16 protein-coding genes and 1 riboswitch are annotated in these 18,267 nt (G+C 68.8%); of the genes, 7 read left to right on the top strand and 9 right to left on the bottom strand.

Going from position 1 to position 18,267, the window contains the following annotated elements:
* Positions 1-119: 119 nt before the first annotated feature.
* On the bottom strand, positions 120-938 hold the full coding sequence (locus ACUYM2_RS03755; protein WP_481598856.1) for a M23 family metallopeptidase: 819 nt from the start codon (positions 936-938) through the stop codon (positions 120-122).
* A 4-nt stretch (positions 939-942) separates the two neighbouring features.
* Positions 943-1,156: riboswitch (cyclic di-AMP (ydaO/yuaA leader) on the bottom strand.
* 150 nt (positions 1,157-1,306) lie between these two features.
* Positions 1,307-1,999, bottom strand: a complete 693-nt coding sequence (locus ACUYM2_RS03750; protein WP_481598855.1) for an iron-dependent transcriptional repressor DtxR — start codon at positions 1,997-1,999, stop codon at positions 1,307-1,309.
* A 328-nt stretch (positions 2,000-2,327) separates the two neighbouring features.
* Between ACUYM2_RS03750 and serC the strand changes: the two genes are divergently transcribed.
* Positions 2,328-3,458: a phosphoserine transaminase gene (gene serC / locus ACUYM2_RS03745; RefSeq protein ID WP_481598854.1), complete on the top strand. Its 1,131-nt coding sequence runs from the start codon at positions 2,328-2,330 to the stop codon at positions 3,456-3,458.
* A 29-nt stretch (positions 3,459-3,487) separates the two neighbouring features.
* Here the strand turns inward: serC and ACUYM2_RS03740 are convergent, their stop codons facing one another.
* Genes ACUYM2_RS03740 through ACUYM2_RS03730 form a run of 3 tightly spaced genes read right to left on the bottom strand, consistent with a single transcriptional unit; the run spans position 3,488 to position 5,869 of the window.
* Positions 3,488-4,843, bottom strand: a complete 1,356-nt coding sequence (locus ACUYM2_RS03740) for an MFS transporter (protein WP_481598853.1) — start codon at positions 4,841-4,843, stop codon at positions 3,488-3,490.
* Between the two features lie 42 nt (positions 4,844-4,885).
* Complete coding sequence (locus ACUYM2_RS03735) at positions 4,886-5,476, bottom strand: DUF3027 domain-containing protein (protein WP_481598852.1); 591 nt, start codon at positions 5,474-5,476, stop codon at positions 4,886-4,888.
* 9 nt (positions 5,477-5,485) lie between these two features.
* Positions 5,486-5,869: a cold shock domain-containing protein gene (locus tag ACUYM2_RS03730; protein ID WP_175322024.1), complete on the bottom strand. Its 384-nt coding sequence runs from the start codon at positions 5,867-5,869 to the stop codon at positions 5,486-5,488.
* A gap of 176 nt (positions 5,870-6,045) precedes the next feature.
* On the opposite strand from ACUYM2_RS03730, the gene ACUYM2_RS03725 reads away from it, so the two are divergent.
* The 6 genes from ACUYM2_RS03725 (at position 6,046) to ACUYM2_RS03700 (ending at position 13,238) form a co-directional block, all read left to right on the top strand.
* Positions 6,046-6,279, top strand: a complete 234-nt coding sequence (locus ACUYM2_RS03725) for a hypothetical protein (RefSeq protein ID WP_481598851.1) — start codon at positions 6,046-6,048, stop codon at positions 6,277-6,279.
* A gap of 10 nt (positions 6,280-6,289) precedes the next feature.
* Complete coding sequence (locus tag ACUYM2_RS03720; RefSeq protein ID WP_481598850.1) at positions 6,290-8,788, top strand: helicase-associated domain-containing protein; 2,499 nt, start codon at positions 6,290-6,292, stop codon at positions 8,786-8,788.
* On the top strand, positions 8,785-10,431 hold the full coding sequence (locus ACUYM2_RS03715) for a DNA repair helicase XPB (RefSeq protein WP_481598849.1): 1,647 nt from the start codon (positions 8,785-8,787) through the stop codon (positions 10,429-10,431). Before ACUYM2_RS03720 ends, ACUYM2_RS03715 begins: the two co-directional genes overlap by 4 nt.
* A 67-nt stretch (positions 10,432-10,498) precedes the next feature.
* The gene (locus ACUYM2_RS03710) at positions 10,499-11,209 is read left to right on the top strand and encodes a response regulator transcription factor (RefSeq protein WP_175322020.1); all 711 of its coding nucleotides are present in this window, start codon (positions 10,499-10,501) and stop codon (positions 11,207-11,209) included.
* 2 nt (positions 11,210-11,211) lie between these two features.
* Positions 11,212-12,795, top strand: a complete 1,584-nt coding sequence (locus ACUYM2_RS03705; protein ID WP_481598848.1) for a sensor histidine kinase — start codon at positions 11,212-11,214, stop codon at positions 12,793-12,795.
* 155 nt (positions 12,796-12,950) lie between these two features.
* Positions 12,951-13,238, top strand: coding sequence for a WXG100 family type VII secretion target (locus tag ACUYM2_RS03700; protein ID WP_481598847.1), 288 nt, complete (start codon positions 12,951-12,953; stop codon positions 13,236-13,238).
* Between the two features lie 42 nt (positions 13,239-13,280).
* On the opposite strand, the gene ACUYM2_RS03695 is transcribed toward ACUYM2_RS03700, so the two are convergent.
* The 4 genes from ACUYM2_RS03695 to ACUYM2_RS03680 form a co-directional block, all read right to left on the bottom strand.
* Positions 13,281-14,354 carry an RNase H family protein gene (locus tag ACUYM2_RS03695; protein WP_481598846.1) on the bottom strand — a complete coding sequence of 358 codons (1,074 nt, stop codon included), beginning with the start codon at positions 14,352-14,354 and terminating at the stop codon, positions 13,281-13,283.
* A gap of 363 nt (positions 14,355-14,717) precedes the next feature.
* A complete protein-coding gene (gene groL / locus ACUYM2_RS03690; RefSeq protein ID WP_346960625.1) occupies positions 14,718-16,355 on the bottom strand; it encodes a chaperonin GroEL in 1,638 nt (545 codons plus the stop codon).
* A gap of 298 nt (positions 16,356-16,653) precedes the next feature.
* On the bottom strand, positions 16,654-17,925 hold the full coding sequence (locus ACUYM2_RS03685; protein WP_481601393.1) for an ABC transporter substrate-binding protein: 1,272 nt from the start codon (positions 17,923-17,925) through the stop codon (positions 16,654-16,656).
* 47 nt (positions 17,926-17,972) lie between these two features.
* A complete protein-coding gene (locus tag ACUYM2_RS03680) occupies positions 17,973-18,176 on the bottom strand; it encodes a cold-shock protein (protein WP_175322015.1) in 204 nt (67 codons plus the stop codon).
* Positions 18,177-18,267: the final 91 nt, after the last annotated feature.

The following is an 18,267-nucleotide window of genomic DNA, read 5'->3' as shown; positions in this document are numbered from 1 at the left end:
CACTCAAGAGCGCCAACTTCGGAGAAGTTGGCGTGCTTCATACGGTACAACAGTTGGGACTCAATGTCACATTCAGATCACGGCGTGTCATAGAAATGCGAGTCGTCCCTCGGGTCGGCTTAAAGCCAGCCCAGCGGATCAACGACTTCCCCGTTGACCATCACCTCGAAGTGGAGGTGGCAGCCGGTGGAGGCGCCGGTGGTTCCGCTCATCGCCACCACATCGCCGCGCGAGACCTGCTGGCCCACGTGGACGTTGGAGGACGACAAGTGGTTGTACGTGGTCTCCAGGCCGTTGCCATGGTCGATCACGACCCGGTTGCCGCCCCCGTAGGGGTGCCAGCCGGAAAAAGTCACGGTGCCGCTCGCAGCGGCGTGCACGGCGGTGCCGCACTGTGCGGCGTAGTCCTGGCCGCGGTGGAACTCGCCCACGGCGCCCGTGATGGGGCTCACCCGGTAGCCGAACGGCGACGCGGTGACCATGGCGTCCAGCGGGGCCCCGAGGCTCCCGGCCGAGGCGGCCCGGGTGATGGTGCCCACGGACTGGGCGCTCAGCAGCTGCTTGAGCTTGCTGTCCGGGTCGCCCTTGGTGGTGACCGCCGTGCGGTTGAAGTTGATTTCGGCGGCCGCCGCCTTGACCTCAGGCTGGGCTGCGGCGGAAACCGCGCCGGTGCGGGCTGCTTCGGTGGCCATCACGGGCCCGGTGGCCGGAACGGCGACGGTGAGGACCAGCCCGGTGGCCGCGAGGGCGATGCCGGCCTTCTGACCCACGCCGCTGACGGCGGCGAAGTCGGTTACCTGGCGGAACGGGCTGCGCCGGCCACGGCGTTCGTCGCGGTGCGCGTCGCGCGGGCGCTCGGTGAGAACGACGGCGGCCGGGCGCGGCTCCGGAGCGGGACCGGTCGCACGACGGCGGCCCCTGACGGTCTGGGTGGTCAAGAAGGGTTCCTCTCTGGATAGCCTGCGAAGTTAGCTGTCGGATTCGGGTCAGAGAGATCAAAGACCCGGTCCGCCGGTGCAAGCATCCAGACACAGGGGCATCCACAGCGGATCCCTCATGGAGTTTGCTTGCCGCTAGCGGACTTCACCCCAAGGCTGCTGGATCAGCAGCCGGTTGTGGTTCCCCCGCCTCTGCCAGAAGGTGACTCGCTGACTGATCCGCTGGCAGAGCTCGGCTTCGGATCAGGTAACGCTTTAGTATCAGTGCTAGTCATCAACTATAGGGGATTAAGGCAAGCAGTAATAATTCCGTTATCTCGCCTGTGCATAACTTGCCGGCGGGTCCGCGGACGCAGCAGGATCCGAGGTTACCCGAGCGTAACGAAGACGTGGGCGGCAACCTCGGGCGGCAGCTCAAGCGCGCCTTCAATGTCCGGCACCCGGACCGAGATGTACTCCCCCACACGCTCCAGCGACACCCTGGCTCCGGGACGGATTCCGCCCTCATCCAGCTGGACCAGCAGCTCCGGCTCCACCTGGATCGGCTCGGCCAGCCGGTTCACGGTGATCCGTGAATCCGCGCCGTAGCCGGCCATCGCCTCGAGCAGGGTGACCACCCCGCCGCGTTCCGCCGTCGGGAGCCCGCCGAGTTCGGCAAGGCCGGGGATGGGGTTCCCGTAGGGGGACACGGTCGGATGGTTCAGCATTTCGAAGATGCGGCGTTCGACCCGTTCGCTCATTACGTGCTCCCAGCGGCACGCTTCCTCGTGCACGTAGGCCCAGTCGAGTCCGATCACATCGGCGAGCAGCCTTTCGGCGAGGCGGTGCTTGCGCATGACTTCGATGGCACGTTTCCGGCCCGTGTCGGTCAGTTCAAGGTGTCGGTCCCCGGACACAACCACGAGGCCGTCCCGTTCCATCCGTCCGACGGTCTGGGAAACGGTGGGGCCGGAATGACGGAGCCGTTCGGCGATGCGGGCGCGGAGGGCGACGATGTTCTCTTCTTCAAGTTCCAGGATGGTCCGCAGATACATCTCGGTGGTATCGATCAGATCCGTCATTCAGCTCAGCTCCTCGAGCGCCGTCCTTGCGTCATTCCCACCGTACAGCGTGCAGGTTGCGCCCCGGCGAGATCCACCGTACGTCACCGAACAGCCTAGCCTATTTTGAATTACTCCGGATAATCTGTCGGCCCCTCCGCGGACCCGCCCCGGGGCCGGGACCGGCCGCGTGTCCGCCCCGGCATCGTCCGCCTCAATGACCGGACTATGACGGACGGATTTCCCGCCCGGCCGTGGCCGTCGGGCAGAATATAGAGCGGGTCCGGCCGTATCCGGCGGGGGACCCGTCCAAGCCACGCCACGCACCCAGCCGAAAATTGGAGCCACTGTGAGCGACACCAGCATCACCATCCCTGCGAACCTCCTTCCCAAGGACGGCCGGTTTGGCGCCGGACCGTCAAAGGTACGGCCGGAGCAGATGGAGGCCCTGTCCGCGGCGTCGGCGAAGCTGCTCGGCACCTCGCACCGCCAGGCGCCGGTGAAGAACCTCGTGGGGTCGGTCCGGACCGGCCTGGGCGACTTCTTCCGCGCTCCCGAAGGCTACGAGGTCATCCTCGGCGTCGGCGGCTCCACGGCCTTCTGGGACATCGCCAGCTTCGGCCTGGTGGAGAACAAGGCGCAGCACCTGTCCTTCGGCGAGTTCGGTTCGAAGTTCGCCTCGGCCACCAACAAGGCGCCGTTCCTCGCCGAATCCTCGATCATCAAGTCCGAGCCCGGCACCCGCCCCGAAGCGCAGGCCGAGGCCGGCGTCGATGCCTACGCCTGGCCGCAGAATGAGACCTCCACCGGGGTCGCCGCGCCGGTGAAGCGCGTGCCCGGTGCCGACGCAGGGTCCCTTGTCCTCGTGGACGCCACCTCCGCGGCCGGCGGCCTGGACGTGGACGTCGCCGAGTCCGATGTCTACTACTTTGCCCCGCAGAAGAACTTCGCGTCCGACGGCGGCCTGTGGTTGGGGCTGTTCTCCCCGGCAGCCCTGGAGCGCGCCGCCCGGATCAAAGCCAGCGGCCGCTGGATCCCGGACTTCCTGGACCTGCAGACCGCGATTGACAACTCGCGGCTGAACCAGACCTACAACACACCGGCGCTGGCCACCCTGGTGACGCTGGACGCGCAGGTGCAGTGGCTCAACGCCAACGGCGGCCTCGACTTCGCCGCCGCGCGGACCGCCGACTCGGCCGGCCGTATCTACCGCTGGGCCGAGGCCTCCTCCTATGCCACGCCCTTCGTGGCCAGGGCCGAGGACAGGTCCAACGTGATTGCCACGATCGACTTTGACGATTCGATCGATGCCGCGGCCATCGCCAAGGTGCTGCGCGCCAACGGCGTGGTGGACACCGAGCCGTACCGCAAGCTGGGCCGGAACCAGCTGCGCATCGCCACCTTCGTGGCGATAGAGCCCGACGACGTCTCCGCACTGCTCGGGTGCATCGACTTCGTCGTCGGCGAGCTCAAGAAGTAGCGCGGGGGCCGTCCCCTGCCAAGGACGCCTCAGCGGTCAACGGCGTCGTCCGGGTTCTTTTCCCGGACGACGCCGTTCGGGTTTTCCTTCGGGTTTTCCGCCGGGTCTTCCGCCGGGAGGGAATTGCCGGGGACGACCCGGAAGTAACGCAGGCCCCGTGCCCGGCGGTTGAAGCCGATCCGCAGCTGTTGCGCGCGGACGATCCAGACCATACCGATCAGGGCCGCGATCACGCCGGCCGCCGCCGCGACGCCCATGGACCAGCGAGCGCCGGCTACGTTTGCCACCCAGCCGACCAGCGGCGCGCCGATGGGGGTGCCGCCCATGAAGATCGCCATGTACAGGGCCATCACCCGGCCGCGCATCACCGGGTCGGTAGTGGTCTGGACGTAGCCGTTGGCGCTGGTCATCATGGTGATCGCGAAGAGCCCGACCGGCACCAGCGCGACGCCGAACCAGAAGTAGTTCGGCGCCAGCGCAGCGAGCCCCGAGGTCAGGCCAAAGGCGCCGGCCGCGCCGAAGATCACACGCATCCGTGGCCGGCCCCGCCCGGCGGAAAGCAGCGCGCCGGCAACGGAACCGATCGCCATGATCGAGTTCATCAGGCCGAAGGCACCGGCATCCAGGCCGAATTCGGTGCCGACCATGGCGGCGATGAAGAGGACAAAGTTCAGTCCGAGGGTGCCCACAATGGACACGGCCACCAGCACCACCACGATGTCGGGGCGGTAGCGCACGTAGCGCAGGCCCTCCCGGATCCTGCCCTTCCCGGCCGCAGCCCGCGGCAGCTGCCGGAGCGAGGCGGCGGGGATTTTGGCCAGGCTCAGCAGCAGCGCCAGGAAGGTAACGGTGTTGACCAGGAAGACCCAGCCGGGGCCGATGGCCACGGTGAGCATCCCGGCGACCGCGGGCCCGATCATCCGCGCCACGTTGAACGAGGCGCTGTTGAGGGCGACGGCGTTGGGCAGGTAGTCGTCGCGCACCAGTTCGGAGACGAAGGTCTGGCGAACGGGCGCATCGAGTGCGGACACCACGCCCAGCAACAGGGCGAAGACGTAGACGTGCCAGAGCTGCGCGGCCCCGGACAGCACCAGTAGGCCGAGGGCCGCGCTCAGCAGCGCCATGGCGGACTGCGTCAGGACCAGCAGCTGTTTGCGGTTGAAGCGGTCGGCGACCAGGCCGGCGACGGGGGCAAGGAAAAGCTGCGGACCCAGCTGCAGGGCCATCGTCACGCCCATGGCTCCGGCGTCCTGCGCAGTCAGGTGGTCAAAGACCAGCCAGTCCTGCGCGGTGCGCTGCATCCAGGTCCCGATATTGGAGACGAGGGCGCCGATGAACCAGATCCGGTAGTTCAGGATGTGCAGCGATTTGAAGGTGGACCTCATGTCCTTGCCCTCCGTCGCATTCCCCCGAACAGTTCCAAACCGCTAGTCGGCCTCGGCGGCGGACGCGGCCTGCCCCGGCTCGGTACCGGCATCGCCGGCAGCGGGTCCGGCAGCGTCGTCGTTGTCGGCGTCAGCGTCGTCGGGGTCGGCGTCAGCGTCGGCAGAGGGCTCTTCCGGCGACGCTTCGGCGGCGGGGGCTTCGGCGGCGTCCTCCTGCTGCGCGTCCTCCGGACGCACGCGCTCCGCCCACGGAACCCACTCCGGGGCCAGGATGGAATCGTCTGAAGGCAGCAGGCCCAGCTCATCCACCGTCACGGTCTTGGAACGCGAGTTGCGCGTCAGCACCGCATACCACTGCCAGCCGCCGTAGCCGGGCAGCTTGGACTCGAAAAGGTGCGTGACCAGGCGGTCGCCCTCGCTCTTGGCAGCCAGGTGCCGGCCGATCTGTTCCGCCGGGGCGATGCCCTCCACAGCGGCACGGGCGACGTCGACCGAGGCTGCCAGGAAGGCGTCGGGCTTGCCGATGCGCCAGACGGGCACGCCGTAGCGCGGCTTGGATCCTGCTTTGGCGCCGGCGGCCTTGGTGGCCGCACCGGCCGCCGCGGCGGCGTTCTGTTCAGGTTCCGGAGTCATCGCAGAGCCTTACGCGTCCAGCTCATCGGCGACCTTACGAAGCGCGACAGCGATCGCCTTGGCCTTGTTGCCTTCCGGGTACTTCCCGGCGGACAGCGTTCCGGAGAGGTTGTCCAGCACGCTGACGAGGTCCTGGACCAGCGGCGCGAGATCCTTTGCGCTCGGACGCTTGGCTTTCGCGATCGACGGGGTCTTGTCCAGGACCCGCAGGCCCAGTGCCTGGGCTCCCTTGCGGCCGTCGGCCACACCGAACTCCACCCGGGTTCCGGCCTTGAGTTCCGTTACGCCCTCGGGCAGCGCCGACTTCGGCAGGAAGACCTCCTGGCCGTCCTCGCCTGCGAGGAATCCGAAGCCTTTTTCCTTGTCATACCACTTGACCTTGCCGGTGGGCACGTAATCAACCTTCTTCGTTCTGGGGGACGCGGCCGGCGGCCACCGCATCCGCATGGTTATGCGGGTTCAGGGTGTGACTGCCTGGACCGTGTTGGTCTGTTCCTCCAAGGTTATCCTGCCTTGGCCACTTTGACGGCTTGAGGCGCAGGCGAAGCCGGGCTGTTAGCGTTGCCTCCATGACTGAACAGCGCTTCCGGCGGCCCCTCTTGATTCTTGCGGCCGCCGTCGCCGCGCTCTCGCTGGCTGCCGTCGGAGCCGTCATGGTCATGGCCTTCAACAACGCCGTTGCCCCGGCGTGGGTGACGTCCACCGCGCTGTACGGGCTGCCGGTGGCGTTCCTGCTGATGCTCGCCCTGGTAATCGATGCCGTCGCAGCCCGGCGCCGGGCGCCCGGCCACGGCGAAAGGTAACGTTGGACTGATGTCCCTTATCCGCGCGCTCAGCAAGGAACTGCAGGCACGCAGCGACGACTCGTTGCGGGCCCTGTTCGCCGCGCGGCCGGACTTGATTTCCCCCGCGGTGCCGGACTTCTCCGCCCTCGCCGCCCGGGCCAGTGCCCGGGTCAGCGTGCAGCGGGCGCTGGAACGGCTGAACCGCCCCGAAATGCAGGTCCTCGAAACCCTGCATCTGTGCACCAACACGGACACCGGACACAGCGCGTCCGCCGCAACACTCAAGCGGCTGATCAACGGTTCCACGGTCACCGCGCTGGAACGGGTTCTGCATTCCTTGCAGGAACTGGCCCTGGTGCACCGGGCCGAGCCGCCGCACGGCGTGGCCCCGGCGGCGGGCAGGCAGCGCTACTACCTCCCGGTCGGCAGCCTCAAGGACGTCATCGGCATTTACCCTGCAGGGCTGGGGCGAAGCTACACCGAGCTCGTCCGGCTCCAGCCCGCCTTCGCGCAGCGCGTGGTGCAGCTGGTCGGAGAACTGCACCACAGCGGCGCCGACATCGCCCCCGCCACCACCCCGATGGAGGCGGCGCTGTCGCTGCAGCACTGGACCGCGTCGCCGGAGGCCCTCCAGGCCCTCCTTGCCACCGCGCCGGAACGCACGACGGCGCTGCTCGCCCGGTTCGGCAACTGGGCCATGGGTGCCGTGCCCCAGGCGCAGCGCCGCGCGTCGGTGCTGAACGAGGGCTCCGACGTCGGGCCGGTCGACTGGCTGCTGGCCCGCGGGCTGCTGGTGCCGCTGGACGCCGCCCACGTGGAACTGCCGCACAGCGTGGGGGTTGCGCTCCGCGGCGGCTTTGTGATCGAGCACTTCGCCCTCAACCCTCCGCCGCCGCGGCTGCGGCTGACCACTGCAGCGCTACGCCGCAATGCCGCGCTCGGCGCCATCGCCGAAACGCTGCGGCTGGCCGGTGAGCTGCTCAACGCGGTACGCGAACAACCCCTTGTCACGCTGCGCAGCGGCGGTGTGGGGGTCCGGGAAATGAAGCGCCTGGCCGACGCCCTGCGGATCGGGCTGCACGAGGCCGGCGTGCTGGCCGAACTGTGCGCCCTCTCCGGGCTGCTGCGCCTGGACGTGGACAGCTCCGCCTGGGTGCAGGCACCGCAGCTGGAATGGCTGACGCTGCCCCGCCAGGAGCAGTGGCTCTGGCTGGTCAACGCCTGGCTCGCCAGCGAGCGGGTCCCGTCCCTGGTCGGCCAGCCGGTCAGCGGCGTCGCCACCGCGCAGGCCCACCGCGGTCCGGCCGGCAGCACCATCAACGCCCTCTCCGCGGAGGCGCAGCGGCCGGACGCGCCGGTGGTCCGGAAGCGGATCCTGGAAATCCTCAACGAACTCACCCTGGAGGCCGCCGCGGCGGACGGCGAAGCGCCGGTGCTGGACGCCGCCGCCGTGCTGGAGCGGGCCGACTGGTCGCAGCCGCGGATGGCGCGCCGCTTCAGTTCGCTGATCCAGGGGGTCCTCGCGGAGGCCGAAATGCTGGGCCTGGTGGGTTCCGGCGCCCTGAGCCAGATTGGCGCGGCGATCGCCGTCGAACACCCCGACGAAGCGCTGGCCATCCTCGGCGAGCACCTGCCCGCGGCGCTCAACCACGTGCTGCTCCAGGCGGACCTGACCGCCGTCGCCCCCGGCTACCTGGACCCGGAGCTAAGCGTGAGGCTCCTGACCATGGCCGACGCCGAGGGCCAGGGCCCGGCCACCATCTACCGTTTCTCCGTGTCCTCGGTCCGGCGCGCCCTCGACGCCGGACAGGACGCCGGTGCGCTGCTGGACTTCCTGCGCGAGCACTCAGCTACCGCCGTGCCGCAGCCCCTGCAGTACCTCATCGAAGACACCGCCGCGCGCCACGCCCGGCTCCGGGTGGGACCGGCCGCGAGCTTTATCCACAGCGAGGACGAAACCGCCCTGCTGGAGCTGCTCAACACCGCGGCAGCCTCCGGCCTGGGCCTGGTCCGGATCGCGCCGACCGTGCTGATCTCGCATGCCGCGCCCCGGGATGCGGCGCAGCTGCTGCGCAGCCTGGGCCTGTCCCCCGCGGTGGAGGAACCCGGGTCCGCGGGCGTCCGGCTGCGCCGCAGCACCGCGGTACCGGGCAGCGTCCGGCCGGTCTACACGGCCCCGCGCTCCGCTCCCGCGGACGCCGACGTCGACGCCCAGCTCGCGGTGCTGCGCGACGGCGGGGCTTCCTCCGGCGCCGCTGCGCCGGGAAGCCGCGGCGCCGCCGGGGCGCCAGGCGGCGAGGCCGCGACACAGCTGGGCCTGGAGACCCTGCAGAAGGCGATCCGGCTCAAGCAGCGGGTGGTGATGAACGTCGTGGACAGCCTGGGGAATGCCACCCGCGAAACCGTTGTTCCGGTAGCAGTGAATGGCGGGCGTGTGCGTGTGTTTGATCCGGCCAAGGAAACCGAGCGGGTCCTGTCCATCCACCGGATCATTGATGTTGAAGCCACAGAGGAACTGCTCCAGTGAATGACGGACCGCTGATCGTCCAGAGTGACAAGACCATCCTGCTGGAAGTGGACCACGAGCAGGCCACCGAGGCGCGCCACGCGATCGCGGCGTTCGCGGAGCTGGAACGCGCCCCGGAACACGTCCACAGCTACCGCCTCACGCCGCTGGGACTGTGGAACGCCCGGGCCGCAGGGCTCGACGCCGAGAAGGTGCTCGACACCCTGCTCAAGTACTCCCGGTTCCCGGTGCCGCATTCGCTGCTGGTCGACATCGAAGAGACCATGTCCCGCTATGGCCGGCTGCGCCTCGAGAAGGACCCGCAGCACGGCCTGGTGATGCGCACCTCCGACTATCCGGTCCTTGAGGAAGTCAGCCGCGCCAAGAAGATCGCTCCCCTGCTGGGGCCGCGGATCGACGCCGACACCGTGGTGGTGCATTCCTCCCAGCGCGGCCAGCTCAAGCAGCTGCTGCTCAAAATCGGATGGCCCGCGGAGGACTTCGCCGGCTACGTGGACGGCACGCCGCACCCCATCATGCTCAACGAATCCGGCTGGAAACTCCGGCCCTACCAGCAGCTGGCGATGGAGAACTTCTGGGCCGGCGGCAGCGGCGTCGTCGTGCTCCCCTGCGGTGCCGGCAAGACGCTGGTGGGTGCCGCCGCGATGGCCACGAGTTCCACCACCACTCTGATCCTGGTCACCAACACCGTCTCCGCCCGGCAATGGAAGGACGAGCTGCTCAAGCGGACCTCCCTGACCGAGGAGGAGATCGGTGAATACTCCGGCTCCGTCAAGGAAGTCCGCCCCGTCACGATCGCCACCTACCAGGTGCTCACCACCAAGCGCGGCGGGCTCTACCCGCACCTGGAACTGGTGGACGGCAATGACTGGGGCCTCATCATCTACGACGAGGTCCACCTGCTGCCGGCACCGATCTTCCGGATGACCGCGGACCTGCAGGCCCGCCGCCGGCTGGGCCTGACCGCCACCCTGGTCCGCGAGGACGGCCGCGAGGGCGAGGTCTTCAGCCTGATCGGGCCCAAGCGCTACGACGCCCCCTGGAAGGACATCGAGGCGCAGGGCTACATCGCGCCCGCGGACTGCGTGGAGGTCCGGGTGGACCTCCCCCGCGACGAACGGGTGGCCTATGCCATGGCCGAGGACGCGGACAAGTACCGGCTCTGCGCCACCTCGGAGACTAAGACCGGGATCGTGGAGCGGCTCGTGGCCGAGCACGCCGGCGAGCAGCTGCTCGTGATCGGGCAGTACATCGACCAGCTGGACGAGATCGGCGAGCGCCTCCAGGCGCCGGTGATCAAGGGCGACACCTCGGTGAACGAGCGCCAGCGGCTCTTCGACGCGTTCCGCGCCGGCGAGGTGCAGACCCTGGTGGTGTCCAAGGTCGCCAACTTCTCAATCGACCTGCCGGAGGCCTCGGTGGCGATCCAGGTCTCCGGCTCCTTCGGCTCTCGCCAGGAGGAAGCCCAGCGGCTGGGGCGGCTGCTCCGACCCAAGCAGGACGGCCGCGCCGCACGCTTCTACTCCCTGGTGGCCCGGGACACCCTGGACCAGGACTTCGCCGCAAAGCGCCAGCGCTTCCTGGCTGAGCAGGGCTACGCCTACCGGATCATGGACGCGAAGGACGTCGGCGCCGGCCACTAGCGGGCGCCCACTCAACACACATCCGGCTTTCAGAAAACTCACAGAGTCTGGGAGCATCATGGGAACCATGAAAAAGAACGGTCCCGAAGCCAAGCTGCTCGTCGTCGATGACGAACCCAACATCCGCGAGCTGCTCTCCACCTCGCTGCGCTTCGCCGGGTTCGAAGTTGTTTCCGCCGGCACCGGCCGCGATGCCCTCGCCGCCGCAGAACTCCACTCCCCGGACCTCGCCGTCCTGGACGTGATGCTGCCGGACATGGACGGATTTACGGTCACCCGCCGGCTGCGCGCCGCGGGCAAGCACTTCCCGGTGCTGTTCCTGACCGCCAAGGACGACACCGAGGACAAGGTCACCGGCCTCACCGTCGGCGGCGACGACTACGTCACCAAACCCTTCAGCCTCGACGAGGTGGTGGCGCGCATCCGCGCCGTGCTGCGCCGGACCCAGCCGCTTCAGGACGACGACGCCGTCATCCGTGTCGACGACCTGGAGCTCGACGACGACGCGCACGAGGTCCGCCGCGGCGGCACCGTGATCGAGCTGTCCCCCACCGAGTTCAAGCTGCTGCGCTACCTCATGCTCAACCCCAACCGGGTGCTGTCCAAGGCCCAGATCCTTGACCACGTCTGGGAGTACGACTTCAACGGGGACGCCTCGATCGTGGAGTCCTACATCTCCTACCTGCGGCGCAAGGTGGACATCGACCCCGCGGCACCGGCCCTGATCCAGACCAAACGGGGCGTCGGCTACGTGCTGCGGACGGCTGAGAAGCGCTGACCTTGCTGCACCGTTGGAGGGCGGCGTCGCTGCGGTCGCAGCTGGTCGCCATCATGATGGCCCTGATGCTCGTAGCGCTCACTGCCACCGGCGCCGGCACGCTTGCCCTGCTGCACAGCTACCTGCAGGGCCAGGTCGATGACAAGCTCAAGGCCGCCGTCGACACGGCCCGCCAGCAGCAGTCCTTCAGCCAGTTGCAGGACCAGAATCCGAACGTCCCCACCGACTATTCGCTGATGCTCTTCAGCCCGGGCCAGCCGTCCTACGTCTTCGGCGGCAGCAAGGGCTCGCGCCCAGCCATCACCAGCATCACGCCGCAGGAGGCCCACGACCGCGGCGAGGTGCCGTTCCAGGTCCGCGGCACCGATGGCCGCAACTGGCGGGTGGTGGCCGTCACCGTGCTGGACGGCAACCAGCACGCCGCCGTCGTCGTGATCGGTCTGCCGCTCTACCCGGTGGATTCGGTGATGGAGCACGCGGTCCTGGTGGTCGTCGGCGTCGGGCTGCTGACCCTGGTGCTGGCCTTTTTCATCGCCACCTGGACTGTCACGCGGTCCTTCCGCCCACTGGGGCGGGTGGAGAAGACCGCGGCCGCGATTGCTGCCGGGGACCTGTCCCGCCGCGTGGAAGTCGAAAATCCCGACACGGAGGTCGGCCGGCTCAGCCGGTCCCTCAACGCCATGCTGGCGCACATCGAGTCGGCCTTCGCCGCCCGGATGGCGTCGGAAGCCAGGATGCGCCGCTTCGCCGCCGACGCCTCCCACGAGCTGCGCACCCCGCTGGTCACCATCCGCGGTTTCTCGGAGCTGTACCGGCACGGCGCCCTGGCCACACCCGAGGACGTGGCCACCGCGATGGGACGGATCGAGAGCGAAGCCAAGCGGATGGGCGCCATGGTGGAGGACCTGCTGCTGCTGGCCCGGATCGATGAACAGCGCCCCTTGCAGCAAAAGCCCGTGGATCTGCTGCTGCTGGCCCACGACGCCGTGGTGGACACCCAGGCCAGCGACCGCAGCCGGGTGATCTCGCTCCGCGGCCTCGACGGCGGCGCCGGCGCCGCCGCCCCGGTGATGGGCGACGAGGCGAAGCTGCGCCAGGTGGTCAGCAACCTTGTGGGCAATGCCCTGCGCTATACCCCGGAGGGCACCCCGATCGAAATTGCCGTGGGGGTGCGGACCGATGCCGACGGGACACGCCGCTCGGTCATCGAGGTCCGCGACCACGGCCCCGGCGTCTCCGAGGACGAGGCGGCCCGGATCTTTGAACGCTTCTACCGGGCGGACACCTCCCGGACCCGGGAAACCGGCGGCAGCGGCCTGGGCCTGGCGATCGTGGCCGCCATCGTCGGTTCACACTCGGGCACAGTCCGGGTCGAGCCGACCGAGGGCGGCGGCGCCACCTTGGTGGTCAGCCTCCCGTTCCTGGCGGACGCTGAGCCCCCGGAGGCCGAGTTGGCCGGCCCCGAGCACGGCACCGATGCAGCTGCTGACCCCGGCCCGCGTCCCGGCCCCGGTTCCGACGTGGAGTCCGGAGCTGACTCCGGCGTGGGGTCCGGAGCCGAACCAGGCGGCCAGGCGCGCGGCTAGCGTTTTTCGGCGAGCGGCTAGCGGAGTGCGGCTAGCGGAGCGCCGCTAGCGTTTTCCACATAGGGGGCCTGCGTACTGCGACCGTCTCGGGCAGCCGCCTAAGCTCAAAGGGTCCGGAAGGTCCGGGCATCCCCAGCCGTCGAAAGGCCACCGAAGTGAGCATCATTTCCGTCGATACTGAACTGCTGCAGCTCAAGTCCGCCAACGTCCAAGCCACGGTCGAAAGAATCAGCGCCGACGTGCAGGCGATGCGGCACGGGCTGGACGAACTGCAGGCAAGCTGGCGCGGCTCGGCCGCCACGAACTTCCAGGCCCTGCTCGCCGAATGGGCGCTGACCCAGGGCAAGGTCGAGGCCTCCCTGGCCTCGATCAACCTCGCACTCAACTCGGCCGCGGCCAGCTATGCCCAGGCCGAGCTGAACAACACCCAGCGGTTCAGTTAGCCGGCGCCTCCCTGCATGGCCAGCCGCGGCCTTGTGCGGCTGCTAGGCCTCCGGGGTGCCCTGGTGGAAACGCAGGCGCCACTGGGCGCCGTCGAGGACCCACAGGGAGCTCCTCAGCACCGTCCCGGCGCGCGTATGGCTGCGGTAGGTCAGGAGCACCGCAGTATCGCCGACCCGGTCGGCGGCCAGGAGCTCGAGTTCGGCAGTGCTGCCGGGATTTTCCTCCAGTTCCATCATCAGCTCGTCACGGGTCCAGAGGCGCCCCGAGTTGCCGATCTCGGTGAAGTCGGGGTGCAGCAGCACACCCAGGCGTCCGAGGTCCGAACGGGTTGCGGGGAGCAGCAGTTCGCGCTCCAGCGACTCAACGATGGCCTCCGGGCTTTGGTCCGGGCCGGCCGTGGCCGCCCGGGATTCCTCTTCCAGTTCGCTGAAGAGGTCCGGTTCGGCAAACAGGCCGGATCCGCCGAACAGGGTAGGTTCCGCGAGCACCTCACGGATCCCGGCGCGGGCAGCCAGCGGCTGCCGCGACTCCGTCCGGGCCTGCCCGGCCGCGGCTTGCTCAACGCCCGGACCCTGCGGCGCGGGGGCGGCAGCGTCGCCGGCGGGAGCGTCGCCAGCGGGGGTGCGAGTCTGAGCGGGAGCGTCGCCGGCGCGGACGAACCCGGGGCCCTGCCGGGCCGCGACGCCCTGCTGGTAGGCGGTGGCGGCGGCCCGGGCGCGATCATCGGCCGCCTCGTTGAGGTCGTGGCCGGCGTGCCCGCGGACCCACTCGAAGGTGTATTTGCGTCCGGTGAGCGCCTGGTCGATTTCCTTGAGCAGCTCGACGTTGAGCACGGGCTTTCCGTCGGACTTACGCCAGCCCTTCCGCTTCCAGCCCGGCATCCACTTGGTCACCGAGTTGATGACGTATTGGCTATCGCACAGGATGTGCAGGTCCTCGCCGGGGAGGTGCGCGGTGGCCCGGAAGAGGTCCAGGACCGCCATCAGCTCGCCCTGGTTGTTGGTGCCGTGCGGCCACCCCCCGGCACGCCAGCAGTCATCGTTCACGTACCAGGCCCATCCGGCCGGGCCGGGATTTCCTAAAGCCGAACCGTCGGCCGCTGCTGTAATCGTCACTGCACTATCCTGCCAGACCTCCGCCACCCAACGCTCCCGCACCATCGGCGTCAACTCCCCCAACCCTCTCCCACCACCTGAGGGAGCGTCCGGCCAACCACCGCACCACCTGCGGGAGCGTCCGGCCAACCACCGCACCACCTGCGGGAGCGTCCGGCCAACCACCGCACCATCGGCGTCAACTCCCCCAACCCTCCCCCACCACCTGAGGGAGCGTCCGGCCAACCACCACACCACCTGAGGGAGCGTCCGGGACGGGTTAACGACGACGGCGGCCCCACCAAAGGTGGGACCGCCGTCGTCGAACGCGCTGCGCTGACGGAAAACCGTCAGGCCGGGCGTTCAGGGCTGGAAAGCCGGGGGTTAGAAGCCGCCCATGCCGCCCATGCCGCCCATGTCGTCGCCGCCGCCCATAGCCGGAGCGTTCTTCTCCGGCTTGTCGGCCACAACGGCCTCGGTGGTGAGGAACAGGCCAGCGATGGAAGCCGCGTTCTGCAGGGCAGAGCGGGTGACCTTGACCGGGTCGTTGATGCCGGCAGCGAGCAGGTCGACGTACTCGCCGGTTGCTGCGTTCAGGCCATGGCCTGCGGGCAGGCCGCGGACCTTGTCCACCACGACGCCGGGCTCAAGGCCTGCGTTGAAGGCGATCTGCTTCAGCGGGGCGTCGATGGCTACGCGGACGATGTTCGCGCCGGTTGCCTCGTCACCTTCGAGCTGCAGGTTGGCGAACGCCTTGGCGCCGGCCTGGATCAGGGCCACGCCGCCGCCGGCGACGATGCCCTCTTCGACAGCAGCCTTGGCGTTGCGGACGGCGTCCTCAATGCGGTGCTTGCGTTCCTTGAGCTCAACCTCGGTTGCGGCACCGGCCTTGATGACTGCAACGCCGCCGGCCAGCTTGGCCAGGCGTTCCTGCAGCTTCTCGCGGTCGTAGTCGGAATCGGAGTTCTCGATCTCGGCACGGATCTGGGAGACGCGGCCTGCGATCTGGTCGGCGTCGCCGGCACCTTCGACGATGGTGGTCTCGTCCTTGGTGACAACAACCTTGCGGGCCTTGCCGAGCAGCTCGAGGCCGGCGGTCTCAAGCTTGAGGCCGACTTCCTCGGAGATGACCTGGCCGCCGGTGAGGATGGCGATGTCAGCCAGCTGCGCCTTACGGCGGTCGCCGAAGCCCGGAGCCTTGACGGCGACGGACTTGAAGGTGCCGCGGATCTTGTTGACGATCAGGGTGGCCAGGGCCTCGCCCTCGATGTCCTCGGCAATGATCAGCAGCGGCTTGTTGGACTGCATGACCTTTTCGAGGACCGCAACCAGTTCCTTGACGTTGGAGATCTTGGAGTTGACGATCAGGATGTACGGGTCCTCAAGGACCGTTTCCTGGCGCTCAGCGTCGGTGACGAAGTAAGCCGAGATGTAGCCCTTGTCGAAGCGCATGCCCTCGGTGAGCTCCAGCTCGAGGCCGAAGGTGTTCGACTCCTCGACGGTGATGACGCCTTCCTTGCCGACCTTGTCCAGGGCTTCGGCAATCAGGGCGCCAATTTCGTTGTCGCCGGCGGAGATGGATGCGGTGGCCGCGATCTCTTCCTTGGTCTCGATTTCCTTGGCGGAGGCCAGGAGCTCGCGGGTGACGGCGTCAACAGCCTTTTCGATGCCGCGCTTCAGCGAGAGCGGGTCGGCTCCGGCCGCGACGTTGCGCAGGCCTTCCTTGACGAGGGCCTGAGCCAGCACGGTGGCCGTGGTGGTACCGTCGCCGGCGACGTCGTCGGTCTTCTTGGCAACTTCCTTGACCAGCTCGGCGCCGATCTTCTCGTACGGGTCGTCCAGTTCGATCTCCTTGGCGATGGAAACACCATCGTTGGTGATCGTGGGGGCGCCCCACTTCTTTTCGAGGACGACGTTGCGTCCACGCGGGCCGAGGGTGACCTTGACGGCGTCGGCGAGGATGTTCAGGCCCCGCTCAAGACCGCGGCGTGCCTCTTCATCAAATGCAATGATCTTGGCCATAACGGCAGTAGTCCTTTCGGGACAGTCGTTAAGAATGAACCTGGGCTTTGGTGCCCGCGACGGACGATTCCTGCCCGGCAGCCTCTGTATGCCGCCGGGCCGGGGATCTCACCCCAGCCAGGTATTTCTCTCGCTCCCGGACCGCCCGCTTCCACGGTCGCAGCCGGCCGAAACCGGGCGTCGTGTTAGCAGTCAATACGCGGGAGTGCTAACTCAATAATTAGCACTCCACCGGGGAGAGTGCAAGCAGTGGCGGCGGATGGACGCGCCACTGCCCGGGGCTATTCGCTACCAGCGATCAGGACCCGGTGCTCCGGGCGGTTTCGCTGCCGGTCATCCTGGCGGTGTTGTCCGCGCCGTAGCTGTAGACCATGTAGGCGGCGGCAGTGACGTCGCCGTTGCTGTCGAAGTTGATCGGGCCGGAGGCACCGTCGTAATCGGGGCGTTTGCCGGCCCGCTGGGCGGCCACACATTCCCGGTAGGACGTGCACACCGCAGCCCCGGCCGAGGGGGCGCCAGCCTCGCCGTTCGTCGCCGAACCGCCGGATACGGAGACCAGCTTCGAGGCGATCGAGGTGCCGGCGTCGTCCTCCGCTGCGGCGGCGGCGACGGCGGCAAGGTTGACGGCGTCATAGGTTTCAGCGGCGAAGGCCATGTCCTTGAGGCCGGGATCAACGGCCACGAGTTCCGCCTGGAAGTGCGCCGACGGGAAGGTCCCGGGCAGGACTCCGCGGGCGCCATCCAGGGCCTTGGCGCCGAGGCCGGCACCGTACTGGTTGACCGCCCCGTCGCTGAGGATGAGCTTCTTTCCGGCCAGGCCGGCGTTGTTGAGCTCGGCGATGGCGCCCTGGGCGCCGTCGCGGGCCACCAGCACAACGGCGTCCGGCGCGGCTGCCTTGGCGGCTGCCGCCGCTTGTTGCGCCTGGCCGGCCTTGAACCCGGCGTCGACCGCCGTGCCCAGGCCCGCGGCCTTCGCGGCTGCCGAGACGGCGACGGAGACGTCCTTGCCGTAGTCGTCGTCCTCGTGCACGACGGCGATGGTCCTGGCACCGCCGTCCTTGGCGAGCTTGACGAGGACCGACGCCTGCGCGACGTCGGCGGCGGCGGTGCGGAAGTAGTAGCCGCCGCTCTTGTAGGTGCTCAGCCCGGGGGCGGTGTTCGCCGGGGAGATGATCGCGACCTTGGCCCGTGCGAGCACGTCGATGGCGTCCGCGGCCCGGCTGGAGTCGGTGGGTCCGATGACGACGTCGGCTTTGGCGGCCACCAGGTCCTTGGCCTGGGCGGCGGTGTCCGTGCCCACGGCTGACGGCAGCAGCTCCACCGGTTTGCCCTTGTGGCCGCCCGCCGCGTTGATTTCCTTGACGGCCAGCTGTGCTGCCGCCAGCTGCGGCGCATTGAGGAAGGCCTGCGTGCCGGTGTTGTCCAGGATCAGGCCGATCCGCAGCGTGCCGTCCCCGCTTGCTTCGGCGGGATCCAGCCGGGCGTTCCCGGTGGGCCCGGCGCAGGCTGCCAGCGCCAGGGCGGCGGCCAGGCCGGTGGCCGCGGCGCGGCCGACGCGCCGGGCGCTCAGCCCGTGGTCAATGTTTGTGGGGTCAGCTTCCGCAGCGGAGGAAGCCACTAGGCGGGCCGGACGCTTTCGGCCTGCGGGCCCTTTTCGCCCTCGCCGACTTCCAGCTCCACCCGCTGGCCCTCGGCCAGGGCGCGGTAGCCTTCCCCGGCAATCGCAGACCAATGCACGAAGACGTCCGCTCCGGAGCTGTCGACGGTGATGAAGCCGTAGCCCTTCTCGGCGTTGAACCACTTGACGGTCCCCAGTGCCATGTTCTCCACACTTTCAGCTAGCTTGCTAACGGCCTACCCCGATGTGCGCCGCGGTATGCGAAACGAAGTCCGCAGACACTGTACCCACAGC

This window comes from Arthrobacter sp. SD1074B, from assembly GCF_056780195.1.
The sequence above is the reverse complement of the archived record's forward strand: the minus strand, read 5'-3'. Positions and strand labels throughout refer to the sequence as shown.

What these genes read in the sequence shown, in the direction of transcription:
- ACUYM2_RS03750 (WP_481598855.1), bottom strand. Translation starts at nt 1,999, where the DNA reads ATGACGGATCTGATCGATACCACCGAGATGTATCTGCGGACCATCCTG.
- ACUYM2_RS03740 (WP_481598853.1), bottom strand. Translation starts at nt 4,843, where the DNA reads ATGAGGTCCACCTTCAAATCGCTGCACATCCTGAACTACCGGATCTGG.
- ACUYM2_RS03735 (WP_481598852.1), bottom strand. Translation starts at nt 5,476, where the DNA reads ATGACTCCGGAACCTGAACAGAACGCCGCCGCGGCGGCCGGTGCGGCC.
- ACUYM2_RS03725 (WP_481598851.1), top strand. Translation starts at nt 6,046, where the DNA reads ATGACTGAACAGCGCTTCCGGCGGCCCCTCTTGATTCTTGCGGCCGCC.
- ACUYM2_RS03720 (WP_481598850.1), top strand. Translation starts at nt 6,290, where the DNA reads ATGTCCCTTATCCGCGCGCTCAGCAAGGAACTGCAGGCACGCAGCGAC.
- ACUYM2_RS03710 (WP_175322020.1), top strand. Translation starts at nt 10,499, where the DNA reads ATGAAAAAGAACGGTCCCGAAGCCAAGCTGCTCGTCGTCGATGACGAA.
- groL (WP_346960625.1), bottom strand. Translation starts at nt 16,355, where the DNA reads ATGGCCAAGATCATTGCATTTGATGAAGAGGCACGCCGCGGTCTTGAG.
- ACUYM2_RS03680 (WP_175322015.1), bottom strand. Translation starts at nt 18,176, where the DNA reads ATGGCACTGGGGACCGTCAAGTGGTTCAACGCCGAGAAGGGCTACGGC.